The organism is Pseudomonas sp. 102515 (assembly GCF_031085165.1).
Classification (GTDB): Bacteria; Pseudomonadota; Gammaproteobacteria; order Pseudomonadales; family Pseudomonadaceae; genus Chryseomonas.
Map to the genome: position 1 here is coordinate 674756 of NZ_JAVHTY010000002.1, position 15575 is coordinate 690330.

Below are 15575 nucleotides of genomic sequence, written 5' to 3' on the forward strand. Positions count from 1 at the left end.
CCGTGCTGGAGCCGCCCATGACCGTCGCCGCCCTTACCATGTACGTCGAGCCTGCCGAGGTGCGCGACGCCTATCGCCGGCTGGCCGAGGCCGTGGCGCTGCGCCTGGGCAAGACACTCGGCCCTGCACCCGAGGAACTGCCGGCGCTCTGGACTCATCCGGAGCTGCTGTTGGCCCAGACCTGTGGCTATCCCTGGGCGACCCGCCTGCGCGGCCAGGTACGCCTGGTCGCGGCGCCGCGTTATCGCTTCGAGGGTTGCCATGCGGCCGAGCACTGCGCCTTTATCCTGGTGCCCGAGACGCTGGAGGCGACCGACCTGGCCGATCTGCGCGGCAAGCGTGTCGCCCTCAACGGCCTGGATTCCAATACCGGCATGAATCTGCTGCGCCACGCCGTGGCCCCCCTGGCCGAGCGGGCCCGCTTCTTCGGTGAGATGATCGTCAGCGAGAGTCATGCCAATAGCCTGGCGCTGTTGCAGCAAGGGCACGCCGATGTGGCCTCGGTGGATGCCGTGACCTACGGCTATCTGCGCCGCGCCCAACCCGAGCGGGTCGCCGATCTGCGCCTGCTGCAACGCACCCGTACCAGTCCGACGCTGCCCTTCATCAGCGCCGCCAGTCGTTCGGATGCGGAAGTGGAGGACTTGCGCACGGCCCTGAACGACAGCCTGGCCGCGGATCCCGCGCTGGCCGAAACGCTCGCCTTCGACGGTGTGACGGCGGTGGACGAGACGACCTATCTGCCCCTGCTGGACTGGCGCCGCGAAGCGGTGGAGCAGGGCTACCCGGTGATTGCGTAGGTTGGGCCAAGACGGCTCCACCGTCGAAGCCCAACGAAGGATTCAGCCTGGTGGCGTTGAGCTTAGCTGCGCTCAACCCAACCTACGGCATCTCGACTGTCGTGCTCTCCTGCAACCGTCGCAACTCCACCAGGTCATGGCTGCAGAACAGCGTCAGCCCCAGGTCCTGGCGCAGGGAGAGTTCGCGCAGGCGGGCCTGGTTGTCCAGGCGACTGGTACGGTCGGCTTCCATTAGCCGCTGGTAGAACCTCAGGCCCGGCGTGCAGTGGCGTTCCGGTCGGCCCATCTCGCCACGGTAGAAGTAGGCGTCCCCAGCATGCAGCAACCAGCCGCCTTGATGCTGGATGGCGATACCGGCATGGCCCGGGGTATGGCCGGGCAATGGGATCATCAGGATTTCCGGCGGCAGGCCAGGCAGGTCGCGGACGCTGGCGAAGCCGTGCCAGGCCTCGCCCCGGGGTTCATGGAAGTGCCAGTGGCGGATGCCTTGCCACTGCGCCGGACTGTAGCGGCGCTGGCCGATGAAGCCGTGGCGCTGCCGCTGCGCATCCCATTCGCGCTGCAGCACATGGACCTGGGCCTGGGGAAAGTCGTCCAGGCCGCCGGCATGGTCGAAATCCAGATGGGTCAGCACGATATGGCGAACGTCGCCCGGACGAAAACCCAGGCGGCGGAGCTGCGCCAGGGCGCTGAGTTCGGGATCGTACTGGATGCGATTCATCAGCCGGAAGAACGGACTCAATCGCCGGCCACGCTCCCGGAGATCGGCTTCGCCAAAGCCGGTATCCACCAGTACCAGACCGTCCCCGTCGGTTTCCACCAGCAGGCAATGGCAGGCGAGGTGGGCGGCGAGTCCGCGGCTGAGACCGTCGTACAACGCCCCGCCCAGGGGGCACATGCAGCCGCAGTTGAGGTGATGGATACGCATGATCGGCTCCGCGAGGGTGTCCTCCGGTAGAAGAGGCAAGCACCGGCAAAGTTCGAGCGCAGCGGTCGTCCGCGCGTACGTCAAGGCTTGCCAGGAGGGAGGGACGGGCCTAGGGTGGCGACGATCAATCGACCGGAGCGCGATTCTTGGGTAACGACAGCCAGGCGGGCGCCGCCGTCTATTCGCCGCTGACCCTGCGCCTCTACGACGCCTGGGTTCTGGGCATCTCCAATCGCTATGCCTGGGGCTGTCCGACCGCCGAGGTGCTGCTGCCGTTCTTCCGTCAGCACGTCGGGCAGCGCCACCTTGAAGTGGGCGTGGGCACCGGCTACTACCTGGCCAAGGCGGAGCTGCCGGCCGCCACCGAGGTCACCCTGCTGGATCTCAATCCGGCCAGTCTGGCCGCCGCGCGAGGGCGCTTCGGACGGCCCGCCCAGACCCTGCGCCACGACGTGCTGGAGCCGCTGGGGCCGACGGTCGGCCCCTTCGATTCCATCGCCCTGTACTATCTCCTGCATTGCCTGCCCGGCAGCCTGGCGCAGAAGGGGCGGGTGTTCGCCCAGCTGGCACCGGTGCTGGCGCCTGGCGGCGTGCTGTTCGGTGCCACCATCCTGGGCGATGCGGCGGGCCACAACGGCTTCGGCCAATGGCTGATGGCCCTGTACAACCGCAAGGGGATCTTCGGCAACGCCGGCGACACCCTGGCGGATCTCGAGCGCGAGTTGCGTCGGCACTTCGCGCAGGTCGAGCTGCGCCAGGTGGGCCGGGTCGCGCTGTTCAGCGCCCGCGAACCCCGTGCAGGCAGTGCCAGGGCCTCTGGCTGAACCCTGAGCCCGCGGCGCTGACCAAGGTAGGATCGCCAGCGGACCGGCTCTGCCGCCCTGGCCCTCCCAGTGCAGACGGAGCCACCCATGCCCACAGCCTTTCCCCGCCGTTCCCTCCTGGCCGCCGGCCTCTCCCTTGGCTTGCTCGCCGCCGGCACCGCCCAGGCCGACAGCTGGTGTGCCAGCAAGCCGGTCAAGTTCGCCGGGGTGAACTGGGAGAGCGGCATGCTGCTCTCCGAACTGATGGGCTTCGTCCTGCAGCACGGCTACGGCTGCACCATCGACAGCATCCCCGGCAACTCCATCACCCTGGAGCAGGCGCTGGGCAACAACGACATCCAGGTGTTCGCCGAGGAGTGGATCGGCCGCAGCGAGGCCTGGAACAAGGCCGCCGCGGCCGGCAAGGTGGTCGGCGTGGGCGCGCCCATCGAAGGCGCCACCGAAGGCTGGTACGTGCCGCGCTATCTGGTGGAAGGCGAGGGCGCCAAGGCACCCAAGCTGAAGAGCATCGCCGACCTGGGCCAGTACGCCGAACTGTTCCGCGATCCGGAAGAACCGGGCAAGGGCCGCTTCTACAACTGCCCGGCCGGCTGGACCTGCGAACTGGAAAACACCCAGATGCTGCAGAGCTACGGCCTGAGCGACAAGTACACCAACTTCCGCCCCGGCACCGGACCGGCGCTGGATGCGGCCATCGTCTCCGCCACCAAGCGCAAGCAGCCGATCCTCACCTACTACTGGTCGCCGACACCGCTGCTGGGCCGGGTCGACATGGTCCAGCTCAAGCCGCGCGATGGCGAAGAAAAACGTATCCAGGTGCAGGCCGGCCTCTCCAAGCCCTTCCGCGACGGCGCTCCCGAGCTGGTCGCCGTGCTGAGTCGGGTCAATGTGCCCATCGAATTGCTCAACCGCACCCTGGCCGAGCAGGCCGACGCCAAGCAGGACGCCCCGGCCGCTGCCAAGGCGCTGCTCAAGGCCCATCCCGAACTCTGGCAGGCCTGGGTAACCGACGCCGTGGCGCGCAGCAAGATCCAGGCGGCGCTCTAGCATGTTTCCCGAGGGCCTGACCTTTTCCTTCGCCGACGCCGTCAATCGCGGGGTCGACTGGCTGGTGACACGCTACGGCGACGTCTTCCGCACCATCTCCGACACCCTGCTGCAGGCCATCGTCTGGCTCGAAGGCCTGTTACGCGGCACCCCCTGGTGGGCGCTGCTGCTGATCGTCGCGGCCCTGGCCGCCCACGCCACCCGCCGGGTGCTGCCGACCCTGGCGATCACCGGCCTGCTGTTCCTGGTGGGTGCCCTGGGGCTGTGGGACAAGCTGATGCAGACCCTGGCCCTGGTGCTGGTGGCCACCGCCATCGCGGTCATCATCGGCGTGCCCCTGGGCATTCTCTGCGCCCGCAGCGCCCGATTGCGCCTGGTGCTGATGCCGCTGCTGGACATCATGCAGACCATGCCCAGCTTCGTGTACCTGATCCCGGTGCTGATGCTGTTCGGCCTGGGCAAGGTGCCGGCGATCTTCGCCACGGTGATCTACGCCGCGCCGCCACTGATTCGCCTCACCGATCTCGGCATCCGCCAGGTCGATCGCGAGGTCATGGAAGCGGTCAACGCCTTTGGCGCCAGTCGCTGGCAGCAGCTGTTCGGCGTGCAGCTGCCGCTGGCCCTGCCGAGCATCATGGCCGGTATCAACCAGACCACCATGATGGCGCTGTCCATGGTGGTGATCGCCTCCATGATCGGCGCCCGCGGCCTCGGTGAAGAGGTGCTGGTGGGCATCCAGACCCTGGACGTGGGCAAGGGCCTGCAGGCGGGCCTGGCCATCGTCATTCTCGCCGTGGTCATCGACCGCATCACCCAGGCCTATGGCCGCCAGCGTCACGAGGTGGAGCGATGAAGATCGTCGTCGAGCGGGTCTCCAAGATCTTCGGCAAGCGCGAGCGGGCGGCCCTGGCCCTGCTGCGCGAGGGACACGACAAGGCCGATATCCTCGCCCGCACGGGCTGCGTGGTGGGCGTGGACGATCTGTCCCTGGAAATCGCCGAGGGCGAGATCTTCGTCATCATGGGCCTTTCCGGTTCCGGCAAGTCGACCCTGGTGCGCCACTTCAACCGGCTGATCGATCCGAGCAGCGGGCGCATCCTCATCGATGGCCAGGACATCCTCCAGCTGCCGCTGCCGGCGCTGCGCGAATTGCGCCGCCAGCGCATCAGCATGGTGTTCCAGAGCTTCGGCCTCTTGCCGCATCGGCGGGTGCTGGACAACGTCGCCTATGGCCTCAAGGTGCGCGGTGAGCCCAAGGCGGTTTGCCGCGAGCGGGCGCTGCATTGGCTGGAGGTGGTCGGCCTGGCCGGCTACGAGCGCAAGTGGCCGCACCAGCTGTCCGGTGGCATGCGCCAGCGGGTCGGTCTGGCCCGCGCCCTGGCGGCCGATACCGAGATCATCCTGATGGACGAGGCCTTTTCCGCACTCGATCCGCTGATCCGCGCCGAGATGCAGGAACAACTGTTGGAGCTGCAACAGCGCCTGCACAAGACCATCGTCTTCATCACCCATGACCTGGACGAGGCGCTGCGCCTGGGCAATCGCATCGCCATCCTGCGCGATGGCCGACTGGTGCAGGTCGGTACCCCGGCGGAAATCCTCGGCCAGCCGGCCGACGACTACGTCGCGCGCTTCGTCCAGCGGCGTACCGCTGCGACAGTTTGAAACAATTGCGGCAGAGGCCTTCACGAGCATTTCACAGGCGCGAGGCTCTGATGGTGAGACCTGCGGCCTGACCCTGTCAGGCCTTTCTCTTCCCACTGGAACCGCGCCGCAATGGACTATCTGCTACAACTCGCCGCCGACCCGACCGTCTGGGCTGCCCTGGCCACCTTGATCGTGATGGAGGTGGTGCTGGGTATCGACAATCTCATCTTCATCTCCATCCTGACCAACAAGCTGCCCGCTCACCAACAGCAGAAGGGCCGCCGCATCGGCATCAGCCTGGCGCTGATCCTGCGCCTGGGTCTGCTCGGCACCGTGGCCTGGATCGTCCAGCTCACCGAACCCATCATCGAGGTGTTCGGCAAGAGCTTTTCCTGGAAGGACCTGATCCTCATCGCCGGTGGCCTGTTCCTCCTGTGGAAGGCGACCAAGGAGATCCACCACAACGTCGATCCCGAGCCCGACAGCGCCCTGACCAAGGGCGGCGAGACGGCGACCCTGGCCTTCGGCTCGGCCATCGTGCAGATCCTCTTGCTGGACCTGGTGTTCTCGGTGGACAGCATCATCACCGCCGTCGGCATGACCGAGCACCTGCCGGTGATGGTGATCGCGGTGGTGGTGGCGGTGACCGTCATGTTGCTGGCGGCCGACCCCCTGGCCAAGTTCATCGACCGCAATCCCACCGTCGTGATGCTGGCGCTGGGATTCCTGATCATGATCGGCATGACCCTGATCGCCGAAGGCTTCGGCGCCCATGTGCCCAAGGGCTACATCTACGCGGCCATGGCCTTCTCGGCGCTGATCGAGGGTCTGAACATGCTGTCGCGGCGGGCCAGGCGTCGCCAGCAGGCTGCCGGCAAGTGAGGGCAGGGCGTGTCGGAAAAGGCCTTGTTACATTCCGGCACGCCTATTGCTAACAATAACTGGAAGGTCTAGGCACTATCGGTCAAGACCTTTGTCATAGCAGCGTCACACGTGAGGTTTACAACTGAAGTCATGAACATACAAGCCCAAGCCCAGAACGCCATGCATGCCCTCAGCGCCGCTTTCGCGCCGATGAGCTGCGTCATCGACGCCCCCAGCAAGCGTGGTTTTTCCTTCATCGTGGTCAACGAGCATGGCGTGGCCAAGCACACCCGCCGGATCTATCGCGACGAATACAGCAACCCGAGTCGCCTGCAGGCCATCATCGACAGCACCCGCCTGGCCATCGCCGGCTGAGTTTCAGCCGGCTCCCGCTCTACCTCTCCCGCTTTACCGTCTGCGCCTCACCCGAGCTACGGGTGTACCGGCGGCAGATAGGCCAACGTTCCCCCCAACAGCCACAGCAGCACCAGCACCAAGGGTGCATGGACCAGCAGCTGCACGAAGGAAAAGCCGACCAGGTCGCGCGCCTTCAGCCCCAGCACGCCCAGCAGCGGCAGCATATAGAAGGGATTGATCAGATTCGGCAGCGCCTCGGCGGCGTTGTAGATCTGCACGGCCCAACCCAGGTGATATTGCAGATCGTTGGCTACCTGCATCACATAGGGCGCCTCGATGATCCACTTGCCCCCGCCCGACGGGATGAAGAACCCCAGCAGCGCCGAGTAGACGCCCATCAGCAGGGCGAAGGTGTCGTGGGTGGCGATCTGGGTGAAAAATGCCGCGATATGGTGCGCCAGGGTCTGGCCATCGGCGCCATTGACCTTGGTCAGGATGGCGGCGATGGAGCCGTACAGCGGAAACTGGATCAGCACCCCGGTGGTGGCCGGTACGGCGCGGGCCACGGCGTCGAGGAAGTGCCGCGGCCGCCAGTGCAGCAGGGCGCCCAGGGAGATGAACAACAGGTTGTAGGTGTTCAGCCCGGAGATGGCCTCGATGGCCGGCTTGCTGGCGAATTCCTGTACCAGCCAGCCGGTGGCCAGGAGCACCAGCAGCACGATCAGGATCGGGCTGTATTCCAGCCATTCGCCCGGACGGGTCGGCCTGGCGGCCGGCTTGGGTGCCGGGGTGACGTCGACGCCACAGGCGCGGGCATCCCGGGCGCTGTCCGGCCCCGGCGCGGTGACATAGGCGATCACCGCCGAGACCACCAGCAGCACCAGCAGCAGGGCGCCGGATTGCCAGAGGAACAGCGTCTGGCTGAAGGGAATCACCCCGGTGATGGCGAGGATCGACGGCGGCAGGCTGGCCGGATTGGCCTGCAGTTGCGCTGCGGACGACGACAGGCCCAGCGCCCAGACCGCGCCCAGACCCAGGTAGGCCGCGGCGCCGGCGGCGCGATAGTCCATCTTGAGTTCTTCGCGGCGGGCCAGGGCTCGCACCAGCAGGCCGCCGAACACCAGGCTCAGGCCCCAGTTCAGCAGGGAGGCGAGCATGGCCACCAGGGCCACCCAGCACACCGCGCCGCGGCCGGTGCGGGGCACCCGCGCCAGGCGCTCGATCAGGCGCCCGGCCGGACCGGAACTGGCCACCACGTAGCCGCCGATGACCACGAAGGCCATCTGCATGGTGAAGGGAATCAGACTCCAGAAACCGTCGCCAAAGGCCTTGGCGGTCTTGGCTGCTGGCGCGCCCATGCCGAGGGCGGCCAGGGCCACCACGGCCACGGCGAGCACGGCGAACACCCAGGAATCGGGAAACCAGCGTTCGGCCCAGTTGGAACAGGCCAGGGCGAACCGCGCGCTGCGCGAATCGCGGGAGGGGGTGGTGGTCATGGGAGATCCTTTTGTTGTTGTTTTGTATGGGAAGACGCTGGAGTGGCGCGGTACCAGGCGAGACGTAGGTTGGGCTGAGACGGCTCCATCATCGAAGCCCAACACGAGGAACGCGGCTTGGGATCGTTGGGCTTCGCTGCGCTCAACCCAACCGACGCTTGCTACCGCCGCTCCACCGCCAGCGCCACGCCCTGGCCGCCACCGATACACAGGGTCGCCAAGCCTCGACGCCCATCACGGCGGCGCAATTCGTGGAGCAGGGTCACCAGCACCCGACACCCCGAGGCGCCGATGGGGTGGCCCAGGGCGATGGCGCCGCCGTTGACGTTGACCTTCTCGTCATCCCAGCCCAGCTCCTGGCCCACGGCCAGGGCCTGGGCGGCGAAGGCTTCGTTGGCCTCGATCAGGTCCAGATCGGCCAACCGCCAGCCGGCCTTTTCCAGGGCCTTGCGGGTGGCCGAGACCGGGCCGATGCCCATGATCGCCGGGTCCACCCCGGCGCTGGCATAGGCGGTGACATGCGCCAGCGGCGTCAGGCCCAGGGCGGCGGCCTTGGCCGCGCTCATCACCAGCACTGCCGCGGCGCCGTCGTTGAGGCTGGAGGCGTTGCCGGCCGTGACGCTGCCGTCCTTGGTAAAGGCCGGGCGCAACCGCGCCAGGCCTGCGGCGGTGGTGTCGGCGCGGATGCCCTCGTCGGTGTCGAACAGCAGCGGTTCGCCCTTGCGCTGGGGAATGGCCACCGGGGTGATCTCCGCGCGGAAGCGGCCGGATTCCACCGCTGCCGCGGCGCGCTGCTGGGAGCGCGCGGCAAAGGCGTCCTGGGCCTCGCGGCTGAGCTGGTACTGCAGCACCAGGTTCTCCGCGGTCTGGCCCATGTGGTAGTCGTTGAAGGCATCCCACAGCCCATCGCTGATCATGGAGTCGACCAGCTCGGCATGGCCCAGGCGCAAGCCGGTGCGCACCTTGGGCAGCACATAGGGCGCCAGGCTCATGTTCTCCATGCCGCCGGCGACGACGATCTCGGCGTCGCCGCAACGGATCGCCTGGACGGCCAACTGCACCGCCTTGAGGCCGGAGCCACAGACCTTGTTCAGGGTCAGGGCCGGTACTTCGTGGGGCAGGCCGGCCTTGACCGCCGCCTGGCGCGCCGGATTCTGGCCGGCGCCGGCGGTGAGTACCTGACCGAGGATGACTTCATCCACCTGCGCTGGCGCCACGCCGGTCTGCTCCAGCAGGGCGCGGATGACGGTGGCGCCAAGCTCCACCGCGGGCACATTGGCCAGGGAGCCCTGGAAACTGCCGACCGCGGTGCGGGTGGCGGCGACGATGACGACGTCTTGCATGGTAGGGGTCTCCTCAGGCTTGGATGGGGGCGCCGGTGGCGGCGCGCAGTTCATCGAGGCTGACGCCTGCGGCCAGTTCCACCAGCCTGAGGCCGCCTTCGGTCACCTCCAGCACGGCCAGGTCGGTGATGATCAGGTCGACCACGCCGACCCCGGTCAGCGGCAGGTCGCAGGCCGGCAGGATCTTGTGGGCGCCCTTGGCGGTATGCTCCATCAGCACCACCACGCGCTGCACGCCGGCCACCAGGTCCATGGCGCCGCCCATGCCCTTGACCATCTTGCCGGGAATCATCCAGTTGGCCAGGTCGCCCTGTGCCGACACCTGCATGGCGCCGAGGATGGCCAGGTTGACGTGGCCGCCGCGGATCATGCCGAAGCTGGCGGCGCTGTCGAAATAACTGCTGCCGGGCAGCGCGGTGACGGTCTGCTTGCCGGCGTTGATCAGGTCCGGATCGACCGTCTCGGCGGTGGGGAAGGGACCGATGCCGAGCAGGCCGTTCTCCGACTGCAGCCAGACGTCCATGCCGGCGGGGATGTAGTTGGCGACGAGGGTCGGCAAGCCGATGCCGAGGTTGACGTAGAAGCCGTCCTGCAGCTCCCGGGCGGCGCGTTGCGCCATCTGTTCGCGGGTCCAGGCCATCTTACTTCTCCTCGCTCAGGGTGCGTTTCTCGATACGTTTCTCGGGGTTGGCGTTGACCACCAGGCGCTGCACGAAGATACCGGGCAGGTGGATCTGGTCGGGGTCCAGCTCGCCGATTTCCACCAGCTCTTCCACCTCGGCGACGCAGACGCGACCGGCCATGGCGCACAGCGGATTGAAGTTGCGCGCGGTCTTGTTGAAGACCAGGTTGCCGGCCTTGTCGGCGCGTTGCGCCTTGACCAGGGCCACGTCGGCGGTCAGCGCCCGTTCCATGACATGGGGCTGGCCATCGAAGTCGCGGACCTCCTTGCCCTCGGCCACCAGGGTGCCGTAGCCGGTGCGGGTGTAGAACGCCGGGATGCCCGCGCCACCGGCGCGCAGCTTCTCGGCCAGGGTGCCCTGGGGAGTGAATTCCAGCTCCAGTTCGCCGGCCAGGTACTGGCGCTCGAATTCCTTGTTCTCGCCCACGTAGGAGGAAATCATCTTGCGGATCTGCCGCGTCTCCAGCAGTTGGCCGAGGCCGAAGCCGTCCACCCCGGCGTTGTTGCTGATGGCGGTCAGTTCGCGGGCGCCGGTGTCGCGCAGGGCGGCGATCAGCGCCTCGGGGATGCCGCAGAGGCCGAAGCCGCCCACGGCCAGGGTGATGCCGTCGCTGACCAGCCCGTCGAGGGCGGCCGCGGCATTGGGATAGAGCTTGTTCATGGCAGAGATCCTCTTGTCGTTATTGGGCGGTCCAGCCGCCGTCCATGGTCCAGGCGGCGCCGCGCACCTGGGCGGCGGCATCGCTGCACAGGAACAGCGCCAGTTCGCCCAGTTGGTCGGTGGTGACGAATTCCTGCGACGGCTGCTTCTCGCTGAGCAGGTCGCGGCGGGCCTGGTCCGGGTCGCTGCCACGGCTGTCCAGCTGCTGCTGGATCAGCGGGGTGAGCACGAAGCCCGGGCAGAGCGCGTTGCAGGTGATGCCGGTGCGGGCGGTTTCCAGGGCGGTGACCTTGGTCAGGCCCACCACGCCGTGCTTGGCGGCGACGTAGGCGGCCTTGCCGGTGGAGGCGACCAGGCCATGCACCGAGGAGATGTTGACGATGCGGCCCCAGTCGCGTTCGCGCATGGTCGGCAGGGCCAGGCGGGTAGTGTGGAAGACGGCCGAGAGGTTGAGGGCGATCACCGCGTCCCAGCGCTCCACCGGGAAATCTTCCACCGGCGCCACGTGCTGGATGCCGGCGTTGTTGACCAGGATGTCCACGCCGCCGAAGTCGCGCCGGGCGTAGGCGAAGAGGTCTTCGATCTCTTCCGGCCTGGACAGGTCCGCGCCATGGAAACCCGAGCGGCCCACGAGGCTGGCCTGGGCCACAGCGGGATCGCCGAAGCCGTTGAGGATGAGGGTGGCGCCAGCGGTGGCCAGGCGCTGGGCGATGCCCAGGCCGATGCCGCTGGTGGAGCCGGTGACCAGGGCGGTCTTGCCGGTGAGGTCCATGGTGGTCTCCTTAGACGAGGCCGGTCAGGTAATAGAGGGCGATGACGAAGAACACCGCCACGGTCTTGATCAGGGTGATCTTGAACACGCCGCCATAGGCTTCGCGGTGGGTCAGGCCGGTCACCGCCAGCAGGGTGATGACCGCGCCGTTGTGCGGCAGGGTGTCCATGCCGCCGCTCGCCATGGCCGCCACCCGGTGCAGCACCTCCAGCGGGATGCCGGCCGCGTTGGCGGCGGCGATGAAGGTGTCGCTCATGGCGGCCAGGGCGATGCTCATGCCACCTGACGCCGAGCCGGTGATACCGGCCAGCAGGGTCACGCTCACCGCTTCGTTGATCAGCGGATCGGGGATGGCCTTGAGGCCCTGGGCGAACAGCACGAAGCCGGGCAGGGCGGCGATCACCGCGCCGAAGCCGTATTCCGACGCCGTATTCATCCCCGCCAGCAGGGCGCCGGAGACGGCGGTCTTGCTGCCTTCGGCCAGGCGCCCGCGGATGGCGCCGAAGCCGGTCGCCAGCACCAGCAGGATGCCCGCCAGAAGCGCACCTTCCACCGCCCAGATACCGGTCAGCTTGGCGACCTCCTGGGTCACCGGCTTGGCCATGCCGGGCAGCGCCAGGTTATGGGTGGCGCCGTACCAGTCGGGAATCCAGTGGGTCAGCAGCAGGTTGAGCACGCCCACCAGCACCAGCGGCGCCAGGGCCAGCCAGGGATTGGGCAGCGGCAGGTCGGCGGCGGTCTCCGGCTCGTTGCGCAGCGGCACGCTGGCATAGCCTTCGCCACTGGTGCGGGCCTTGCGGCGAGCGCTGCCGAGGTAGGTCAGGCCCACGGCGATGACGAACAGCGAACCGGCCAGGCCCAGCCAGGGCGCGGCCCAGGCGGTGGTCTGGAAGAAGCTGGTGGGGATGATGTTCTGGATCTGCGGCGTGCCTGGCAGGGCGTCCATGGTGAAGGAGAAGGCGCCCAGGGCGATGGTCGCCGGGATCAGCCGCTTGGGGATGTCGCTCTGGCGAAACATCTCCGCCGCGAAGGGATAGACGGCGAAGACCACCACGAACAGCGAGACACCGCCATAGGTGAGCAGGGCGCAGACCGCGACGATCACCGGGATGGCCCGCTCGCGACCGAGCAGGCGAATGGCCGCGGCGACGATGGCGCGGGAAAAACCCGACAGCTCGATCAGCTTGCCGAACAGGGCGCCCAGCATGAACACCGGGAAATAGAGTTTGAGAAAGCCCACCATCTTGTCCATGAACACCCCGGTGAAGGCGGGCGCCACGGCGGACGGATCGGTGAGCAACACGGCGCCGAGGGCGGCGAGGGGGGCGAAGAGGATGACGCTGAAACCCCGGTAGGCGGCGAACATCAGCAGCGCCAGGGCAGCGAGTGCGATCAGGACACTCATGGCTTCTCCTAGAGCTTCGCCTGGGGCGAAGCGGTTCTTGTTGTTATAAGGGCGATGCAGGGATCGCCCGAATGCAGCAGCCAGAACCGTGCCAGATTTATAACTTATTGTTTTATATGAATTTTTATTTCGATCGTCATCCGCTATCGATAAATTGTCTCAAAAGGTGGACATTGCCGGCTGAGTTGAGCGAAGCGAAGCCCGACATCGGCATGATGCCGGCAATGTCGGGCTTCGACGATAGAGCCGTCCCATCCCAACCTACAGCCGTTCCTAAAGACTGTCTCTTTATCTGGATATGTCTCATTTGAGAGACGTCAGTCCCAGCTCCACCAGCTTCTTGTACAGTGTGGACCGCCCCAGACCCAGGCGGCGGGCGGCTTCGTCCACCTTGCCGCCGCAGGTGGCCAGGGTCGCCTGGAACAGATCCCGGTCGAAGCGCTGGCGGGCTTCGGCATAGGTTTCGCCGGTGGCGCTCGCCAGGGGCTGCCTGGCTGGCAGTTCGGCGGAAACGCCCAGGGCCACCGCCAGCGCCGCGGCATCCAGCTGGCTGTCGTCACCCAGCAGCACGGCACGCTCCAGCACGTTGCGTAACTCGCGCACGTTGCCGGGCCAGGGTTGGCGCTGCAGCAGCGCCAGGCCATCGGCGGTGAGGTCGGGCGTCGACTGTCCGCCTACCTGGGGTAGGCTGTCGAGGATGGCTTCCGCCAGCACCGCCAGGTCGTCCAGGCGTTCACGCAGCGGCGGAATGCGGATCGGCAGCACGTTGAGGCGGTAGTAGAGATCGGCGCGAAAGCGCCCCTCGGCCACGGCGGCCTCCAGGTCACGGGAGGTGGCGGCGATCATGCGCACGTCGCAGGCCAGCACCTCGTTGGAGCCCAAGGGCTCGTATTCCTTTTCCTGCAGCACCCGCAGCAGCTTGGCCTGCAAGGCCAGCGGCATGTCGCCGATCTCGTCGAGAAACAGGGTGCCGCCCTGGGCGATCTGCAGCTTGCCCGGTCGGGCCCGTCGCTCGGCGCCGGTGAAGGCGCCGGGCGCGGTGCCGAAGAATTCTGCTTCCAACAGGCTTTCCGGGATGGCCGCGGCATTGATGCTGACGAAGGGCCGCCCGGCCCGTGGCGAAGCGCCGTGGATGGCGTGGGCCAGCAACTCCTTGCCGGTGCCGGTCTCGCCCAGCAGCAGCACCGCGGCCTCGCTGGCGGCGACGCGCCGGGCGCGACGCTTGACCTCCAGGCTGGCCGGTCCGCTGCCGACGAAGTGGCCGAAGCCGTACTTGGCGGTGCGCGCATGCTGCAGCGAACGCCGGGTGGTGGCCAGTTCCTCCTGGATGCGCAGGTAGCGGGTCACCAGCGGCGCCAGTTGCTGCAACTGGTCGAACAGGGCGAAGCCGATGGCGCCGATCAACTCGCCCTCGTCGGTATGGATCGGCAGGCGCATCACCACCAGCGGTCCGTTGCGGGTCTCCAACATGTCGAGCAGGATCGGCTGGCCATTGCGCGCCACCTCGCGCAGGAGGCTGTGGGGAATGATCTGTTCCACTGGCTGGCCGATGGCGGCGGCGGCATCCGGCAGGCCGAAGTGCTGGGCGTATCTCTGGTTGATCCAGACGATGCGTGCCTCGCGGTCGACGATCACCGTGCCGTTGCTGGTCTGCTCGATGATCTCGAACAGCGAGCGGATCGCCCGTTGGCGGATGTCGGCGTAGTCTTCCAGCCCGGGCAGACCCGGCGGGGTGCGGCTCATGGCTTCAGCGCGTGGCGCAGCTGGTGCAGGCGCCGCTGGACGATGCGCTCGCGCCGCGCCGCGTCCCAATCATAGAAGCCGTGGCCGCTACGCAACCCGGTGCGGCCGGCCGCCACCTGGTCTTCCAGCAGCTGCAGCGGCGCCTCGTCCCGCGCCAGGGTCGGCCAGAGATGCCGGGCGATGTCGCGAAAGGTATCCAGGCCACCCATGTCCGCCGCTTCCAGCGGACCGACCATGGCATAGCGCCGACCCAGGGAGGCGCGCATCACCCGGTCCACCGTCTCGGCATCCGCCGCGCCGCTCTGCACGATGTGCAGGGCCTCGCGCAGCAGGGCGAATTGCAGGCGATTGCCGACGAAGCCGGGAATGGCGCGCTGCAGCACCACGGCTTCCAGGTCGGCGGCTTCCAGCAGCTGGCGGACGGCCTCCAGGTGAGCGGGCAGGGTGGCCGTGCCGGGCACCAGCTCCACCAGGGGAATGAAGTGCGGCGGATTCCAGAAGTGGGCGATCAGCAGGCGCTCGGGATGGCGCAGGTGCGCGGCCAGCTCGTCCGGTGGCAGGCCGCTGGTGTTGCTGGCGATCAGGGCATCGGCGCGCAGCACGGCTTCGAGCTGGGCATAGAGCCGGTGCTTGAGCTCCAGGCGCTCGGGCACGGCTTCGAACAGCAGGTCGCAGTCGGCGAGATCGGCCAGGTCGGTCGTGGTGGTCAGGCGGGCGATGACCGCCTCGGGGTCCACCGCGATGTCGGCTTCTTCCAGCTCGGCGAGCAGGGTGCGCGCGGTGGCGGCCACCTCGGCGAGGCGGGCGGGGTCGACGTCCTGCAGCCGCACGGCATGGCCATGGCGCGCCAGGCGCACGGCGATGCCGATGCCCATGAGACCGGAACCCAGGACGGCGAGGCGTGGCGTGGTCATGATCTTTTCCTTGTGAGACGGCCGCGGCAACCGTCTCACACTTGACCGCCCCCGGCCAAGGCACGGGATGCCGCCTTGCACCAAAGGCGGGC

Annotated in this window: 16 protein-coding genes; 7 read left to right on the top strand and 9 right to left on the bottom strand. The window is 67.7% G+C overall.

Going from position 1 to position 15575, the window contains the following annotated elements; all coding sequences use genetic code 11:
• Positions 1–17: 17 nt before the first annotated feature.
• Positions 18–800: a PhnD/SsuA/transferrin family substrate-binding protein gene (locus tag RCF34_RS10115; protein ID WP_308708036.1), complete on the top strand. Its 783-nt coding sequence runs from the start codon at positions 18–20 to the stop codon at positions 798–800.
• 82 nt (positions 801–882) lie between these two features.
• Here RCF34_RS10115 and RCF34_RS10120 read toward each other — a convergent pair whose 3' ends face one another.
• A complete protein-coding gene (locus tag RCF34_RS10120) occupies positions 883–1728 on the bottom strand; it encodes an MBL fold metallo-hydrolase (protein WP_308708037.1) in 846 nt (281 codons plus the stop codon).
• 146 nt (positions 1729–1874) lie between these two features.
• Here RCF34_RS10120 and RCF34_RS10125 point away from each other — a divergent pair, with 146 nt between their 5' ends.
• The 6 genes from RCF34_RS10125 (at position 1875) to RCF34_RS10150 (ending at position 6485) form a co-directional block, all read left to right on the top strand.
• Positions 1875–2552 carry a class I SAM-dependent methyltransferase gene (locus RCF34_RS10125; RefSeq protein ID WP_308708038.1) on the top strand — a complete coding sequence of 226 codons (678 nt, stop codon included), beginning with the start codon at positions 1875–1877 and terminating at the stop codon, positions 2550–2552.
• A gap of 87 nt (positions 2553–2639) precedes the next feature.
• Entirely contained in the window at positions 2640–3599 is a 960-nt protein-coding gene (locus tag RCF34_RS10130) for an ABC transporter substrate-binding protein (RefSeq protein WP_308708039.1), read from the top strand.
• Between the two features lies 1 nt (position 3600).
• A complete protein-coding gene (locus tag RCF34_RS10135) occupies positions 3601–4452 on the top strand; it encodes a proline/glycine betaine ABC transporter permease (RefSeq protein WP_308708040.1) in 852 nt (283 codons plus the stop codon).
• Positions 4449–5264 (top strand): glycine betaine/L-proline ABC transporter ATP-binding protein, encoded by an 816-nt coding sequence (locus RCF34_RS10140; protein WP_308708041.1) that lies wholly within the window; start codon positions 4449–4451, stop codon positions 5262–5264. The genes RCF34_RS10135 and RCF34_RS10140 overlap by 4 nt, the downstream gene beginning before the upstream one ends.
• Before the next feature lie 111 nt (positions 5265–5375).
• Positions 5376–6128 carry a TerC family protein gene (locus RCF34_RS10145; RefSeq protein WP_308708042.1) on the top strand — a complete coding sequence of 251 codons (753 nt, stop codon included), beginning with the start codon at positions 5376–5378 and terminating at the stop codon, positions 6126–6128.
• A 132-nt stretch (positions 6129–6260) separates the two neighbouring features.
• Positions 6261–6485 (top strand): hypothetical protein, encoded by a 225-nt coding sequence (locus tag RCF34_RS10150; protein ID WP_007159037.1) that lies wholly within the window; start codon positions 6261–6263, stop codon positions 6483–6485.
• A gap of 56 nt (positions 6486–6541) precedes the next feature.
• On the opposite strand, the gene RCF34_RS10155 is transcribed toward RCF34_RS10150, so the two are convergent.
• From RCF34_RS10155 to RCF34_RS10190, 8 genes are all read right to left on the bottom strand, one after another.
• On the bottom strand, positions 6542–7963 hold the full coding sequence (locus RCF34_RS10155) for a TIGR00366 family protein (protein ID WP_308708043.1): 1422 nt from the start codon (positions 7961–7963) through the stop codon (positions 6542–6544).
• A 161-nt stretch (positions 7964–8124) separates the two neighbouring features.
• Positions 8125–9306: an acetyl-CoA C-acetyltransferase gene (locus RCF34_RS10160; protein WP_308708044.1), complete on the bottom strand. Its 1182-nt coding sequence runs from the start codon at positions 9304–9306 to the stop codon at positions 8125–8127.
• 13 nt (positions 9307–9319) lie between these two features.
• Positions 9320–9946: a CoA transferase subunit B gene (locus RCF34_RS10165; RefSeq protein WP_308708045.1), complete on the bottom strand. Its 627-nt coding sequence runs from the start codon at positions 9944–9946 to the stop codon at positions 9320–9322.
• Between the two features lies 1 nt (position 9947).
• Positions 9948–10649 (bottom strand): CoA transferase subunit A, encoded by a 702-nt coding sequence (locus RCF34_RS10170; RefSeq protein ID WP_308708046.1) that lies wholly within the window; start codon positions 10647–10649, stop codon positions 9948–9950.
• A gap of 19 nt (positions 10650–10668) precedes the next feature.
• Positions 10669–11421 carry a 3-hydroxybutyrate dehydrogenase gene (locus RCF34_RS10175; protein ID WP_308708047.1) on the bottom strand — a complete coding sequence of 251 codons (753 nt, stop codon included), beginning with the start codon at positions 11419–11421 and terminating at the stop codon, positions 10669–10671.
• 10 nt (positions 11422–11431) lie between these two features.
• The gene (locus RCF34_RS10180; protein WP_308708048.1) at positions 11432–12826 is read right to left on the bottom strand and encodes a GntP family permease; all 1395 of its coding nucleotides are present in this window, start codon (positions 12824–12826) and stop codon (positions 11432–11434) included.
• Between the two features lie 303 nt (positions 12827–13129).
• Positions 13130–14569, bottom strand: a complete 1440-nt coding sequence (locus RCF34_RS10185) for a sigma 54-interacting transcriptional regulator (protein WP_308708049.1) — start codon at positions 14567–14569, stop codon at positions 13130–13132.
• The gene (locus tag RCF34_RS10190; protein ID WP_308708050.1) at positions 14566–15483 is read right to left on the bottom strand and encodes a 3-hydroxyacyl-CoA dehydrogenase family protein; all 918 of its coding nucleotides are present in this window, start codon (positions 15481–15483) and stop codon (positions 14566–14568) included. The genes RCF34_RS10185 and RCF34_RS10190 overlap by 4 nt, the downstream gene beginning before the upstream one ends.
• Positions 15484–15575: the final 92 nt, after the last annotated feature.

What these genes read in the sequence shown, in the direction of transcription:
- RCF34_RS10115 (WP_308708036.1), top strand. Translation starts at nt 18, where the DNA reads ATGACCGTCGCCGCCCTTACCATGTACGTCGAGCCTGCCGAGGTGCGC.
- RCF34_RS10120 (WP_308708037.1), bottom strand. Translation starts at nt 1,728, where the DNA reads ATGCGTATCCATCACCTCAACTGCGGCTGCATGTGCCCCCTGGGCGGG.
- RCF34_RS10130 (WP_308708039.1), top strand. Translation starts at nt 2,640, where the DNA reads ATGCCCACAGCCTTTCCCCGCCGTTCCCTCCTGGCCGCCGGCCTCTCC.
- RCF34_RS10135 (WP_308708040.1), top strand. Translation starts at nt 3,601, where the DNA reads ATGTTTCCCGAGGGCCTGACCTTTTCCTTCGCCGACGCCGTCAATCGC.
- RCF34_RS10140 (WP_308708041.1), top strand. Translation starts at nt 4,449, where the DNA reads ATGAAGATCGTCGTCGAGCGGGTCTCCAAGATCTTCGGCAAGCGCGAG.
- RCF34_RS10145 (WP_308708042.1), top strand. Translation starts at nt 5,376, where the DNA reads ATGGACTATCTGCTACAACTCGCCGCCGACCCGACCGTCTGGGCTGCC.
- RCF34_RS10150 (WP_007159037.1), top strand. Translation starts at nt 6,261, where the DNA reads ATGAACATACAAGCCCAAGCCCAGAACGCCATGCATGCCCTCAGCGCC.
- RCF34_RS10155 (WP_308708043.1), bottom strand. Translation starts at nt 7,963, where the DNA reads ATGACCACCACCCCCTCCCGCGATTCGCGCAGCGCGCGGTTCGCCCTG.
- RCF34_RS10160 (WP_308708044.1), bottom strand. Translation starts at nt 9,306, where the DNA reads ATGCAAGACGTCGTCATCGTCGCCGCCACCCGCACCGCGGTCGGCAGT.
- RCF34_RS10165 (WP_308708045.1), bottom strand. Translation starts at nt 9,946, where the DNA reads ATGGCCTGGACCCGCGAACAGATGGCGCAACGCGCCGCCCGGGAGCTG.
- RCF34_RS10170 (WP_308708046.1), bottom strand. Translation starts at nt 10,649, where the DNA reads ATGAACAAGCTCTATCCCAATGCCGCGGCCGCCCTCGACGGGCTGGTC.
- RCF34_RS10175 (WP_308708047.1), bottom strand. Translation starts at nt 11,421, where the DNA reads ATGGACCTCACCGGCAAGACCGCCCTGGTCACCGGCTCCACCAGCGGC.
- RCF34_RS10180 (WP_308708048.1), bottom strand. Translation starts at nt 12,826, where the DNA reads ATGAGTGTCCTGATCGCACTCGCTGCCCTGGCGCTGCTGATGTTCGCC.
- RCF34_RS10185 (WP_308708049.1), bottom strand. Translation starts at nt 14,569, where the DNA reads ATGAGCCGCACCCCGCCGGGTCTGCCCGGGCTGGAAGACTACGCCGAC.
- RCF34_RS10190 (WP_308708050.1), bottom strand. Translation starts at nt 15,483, where the DNA reads ATGACCACGCCACGCCTCGCCGTCCTGGGTTCCGGTCTCATGGGCATC.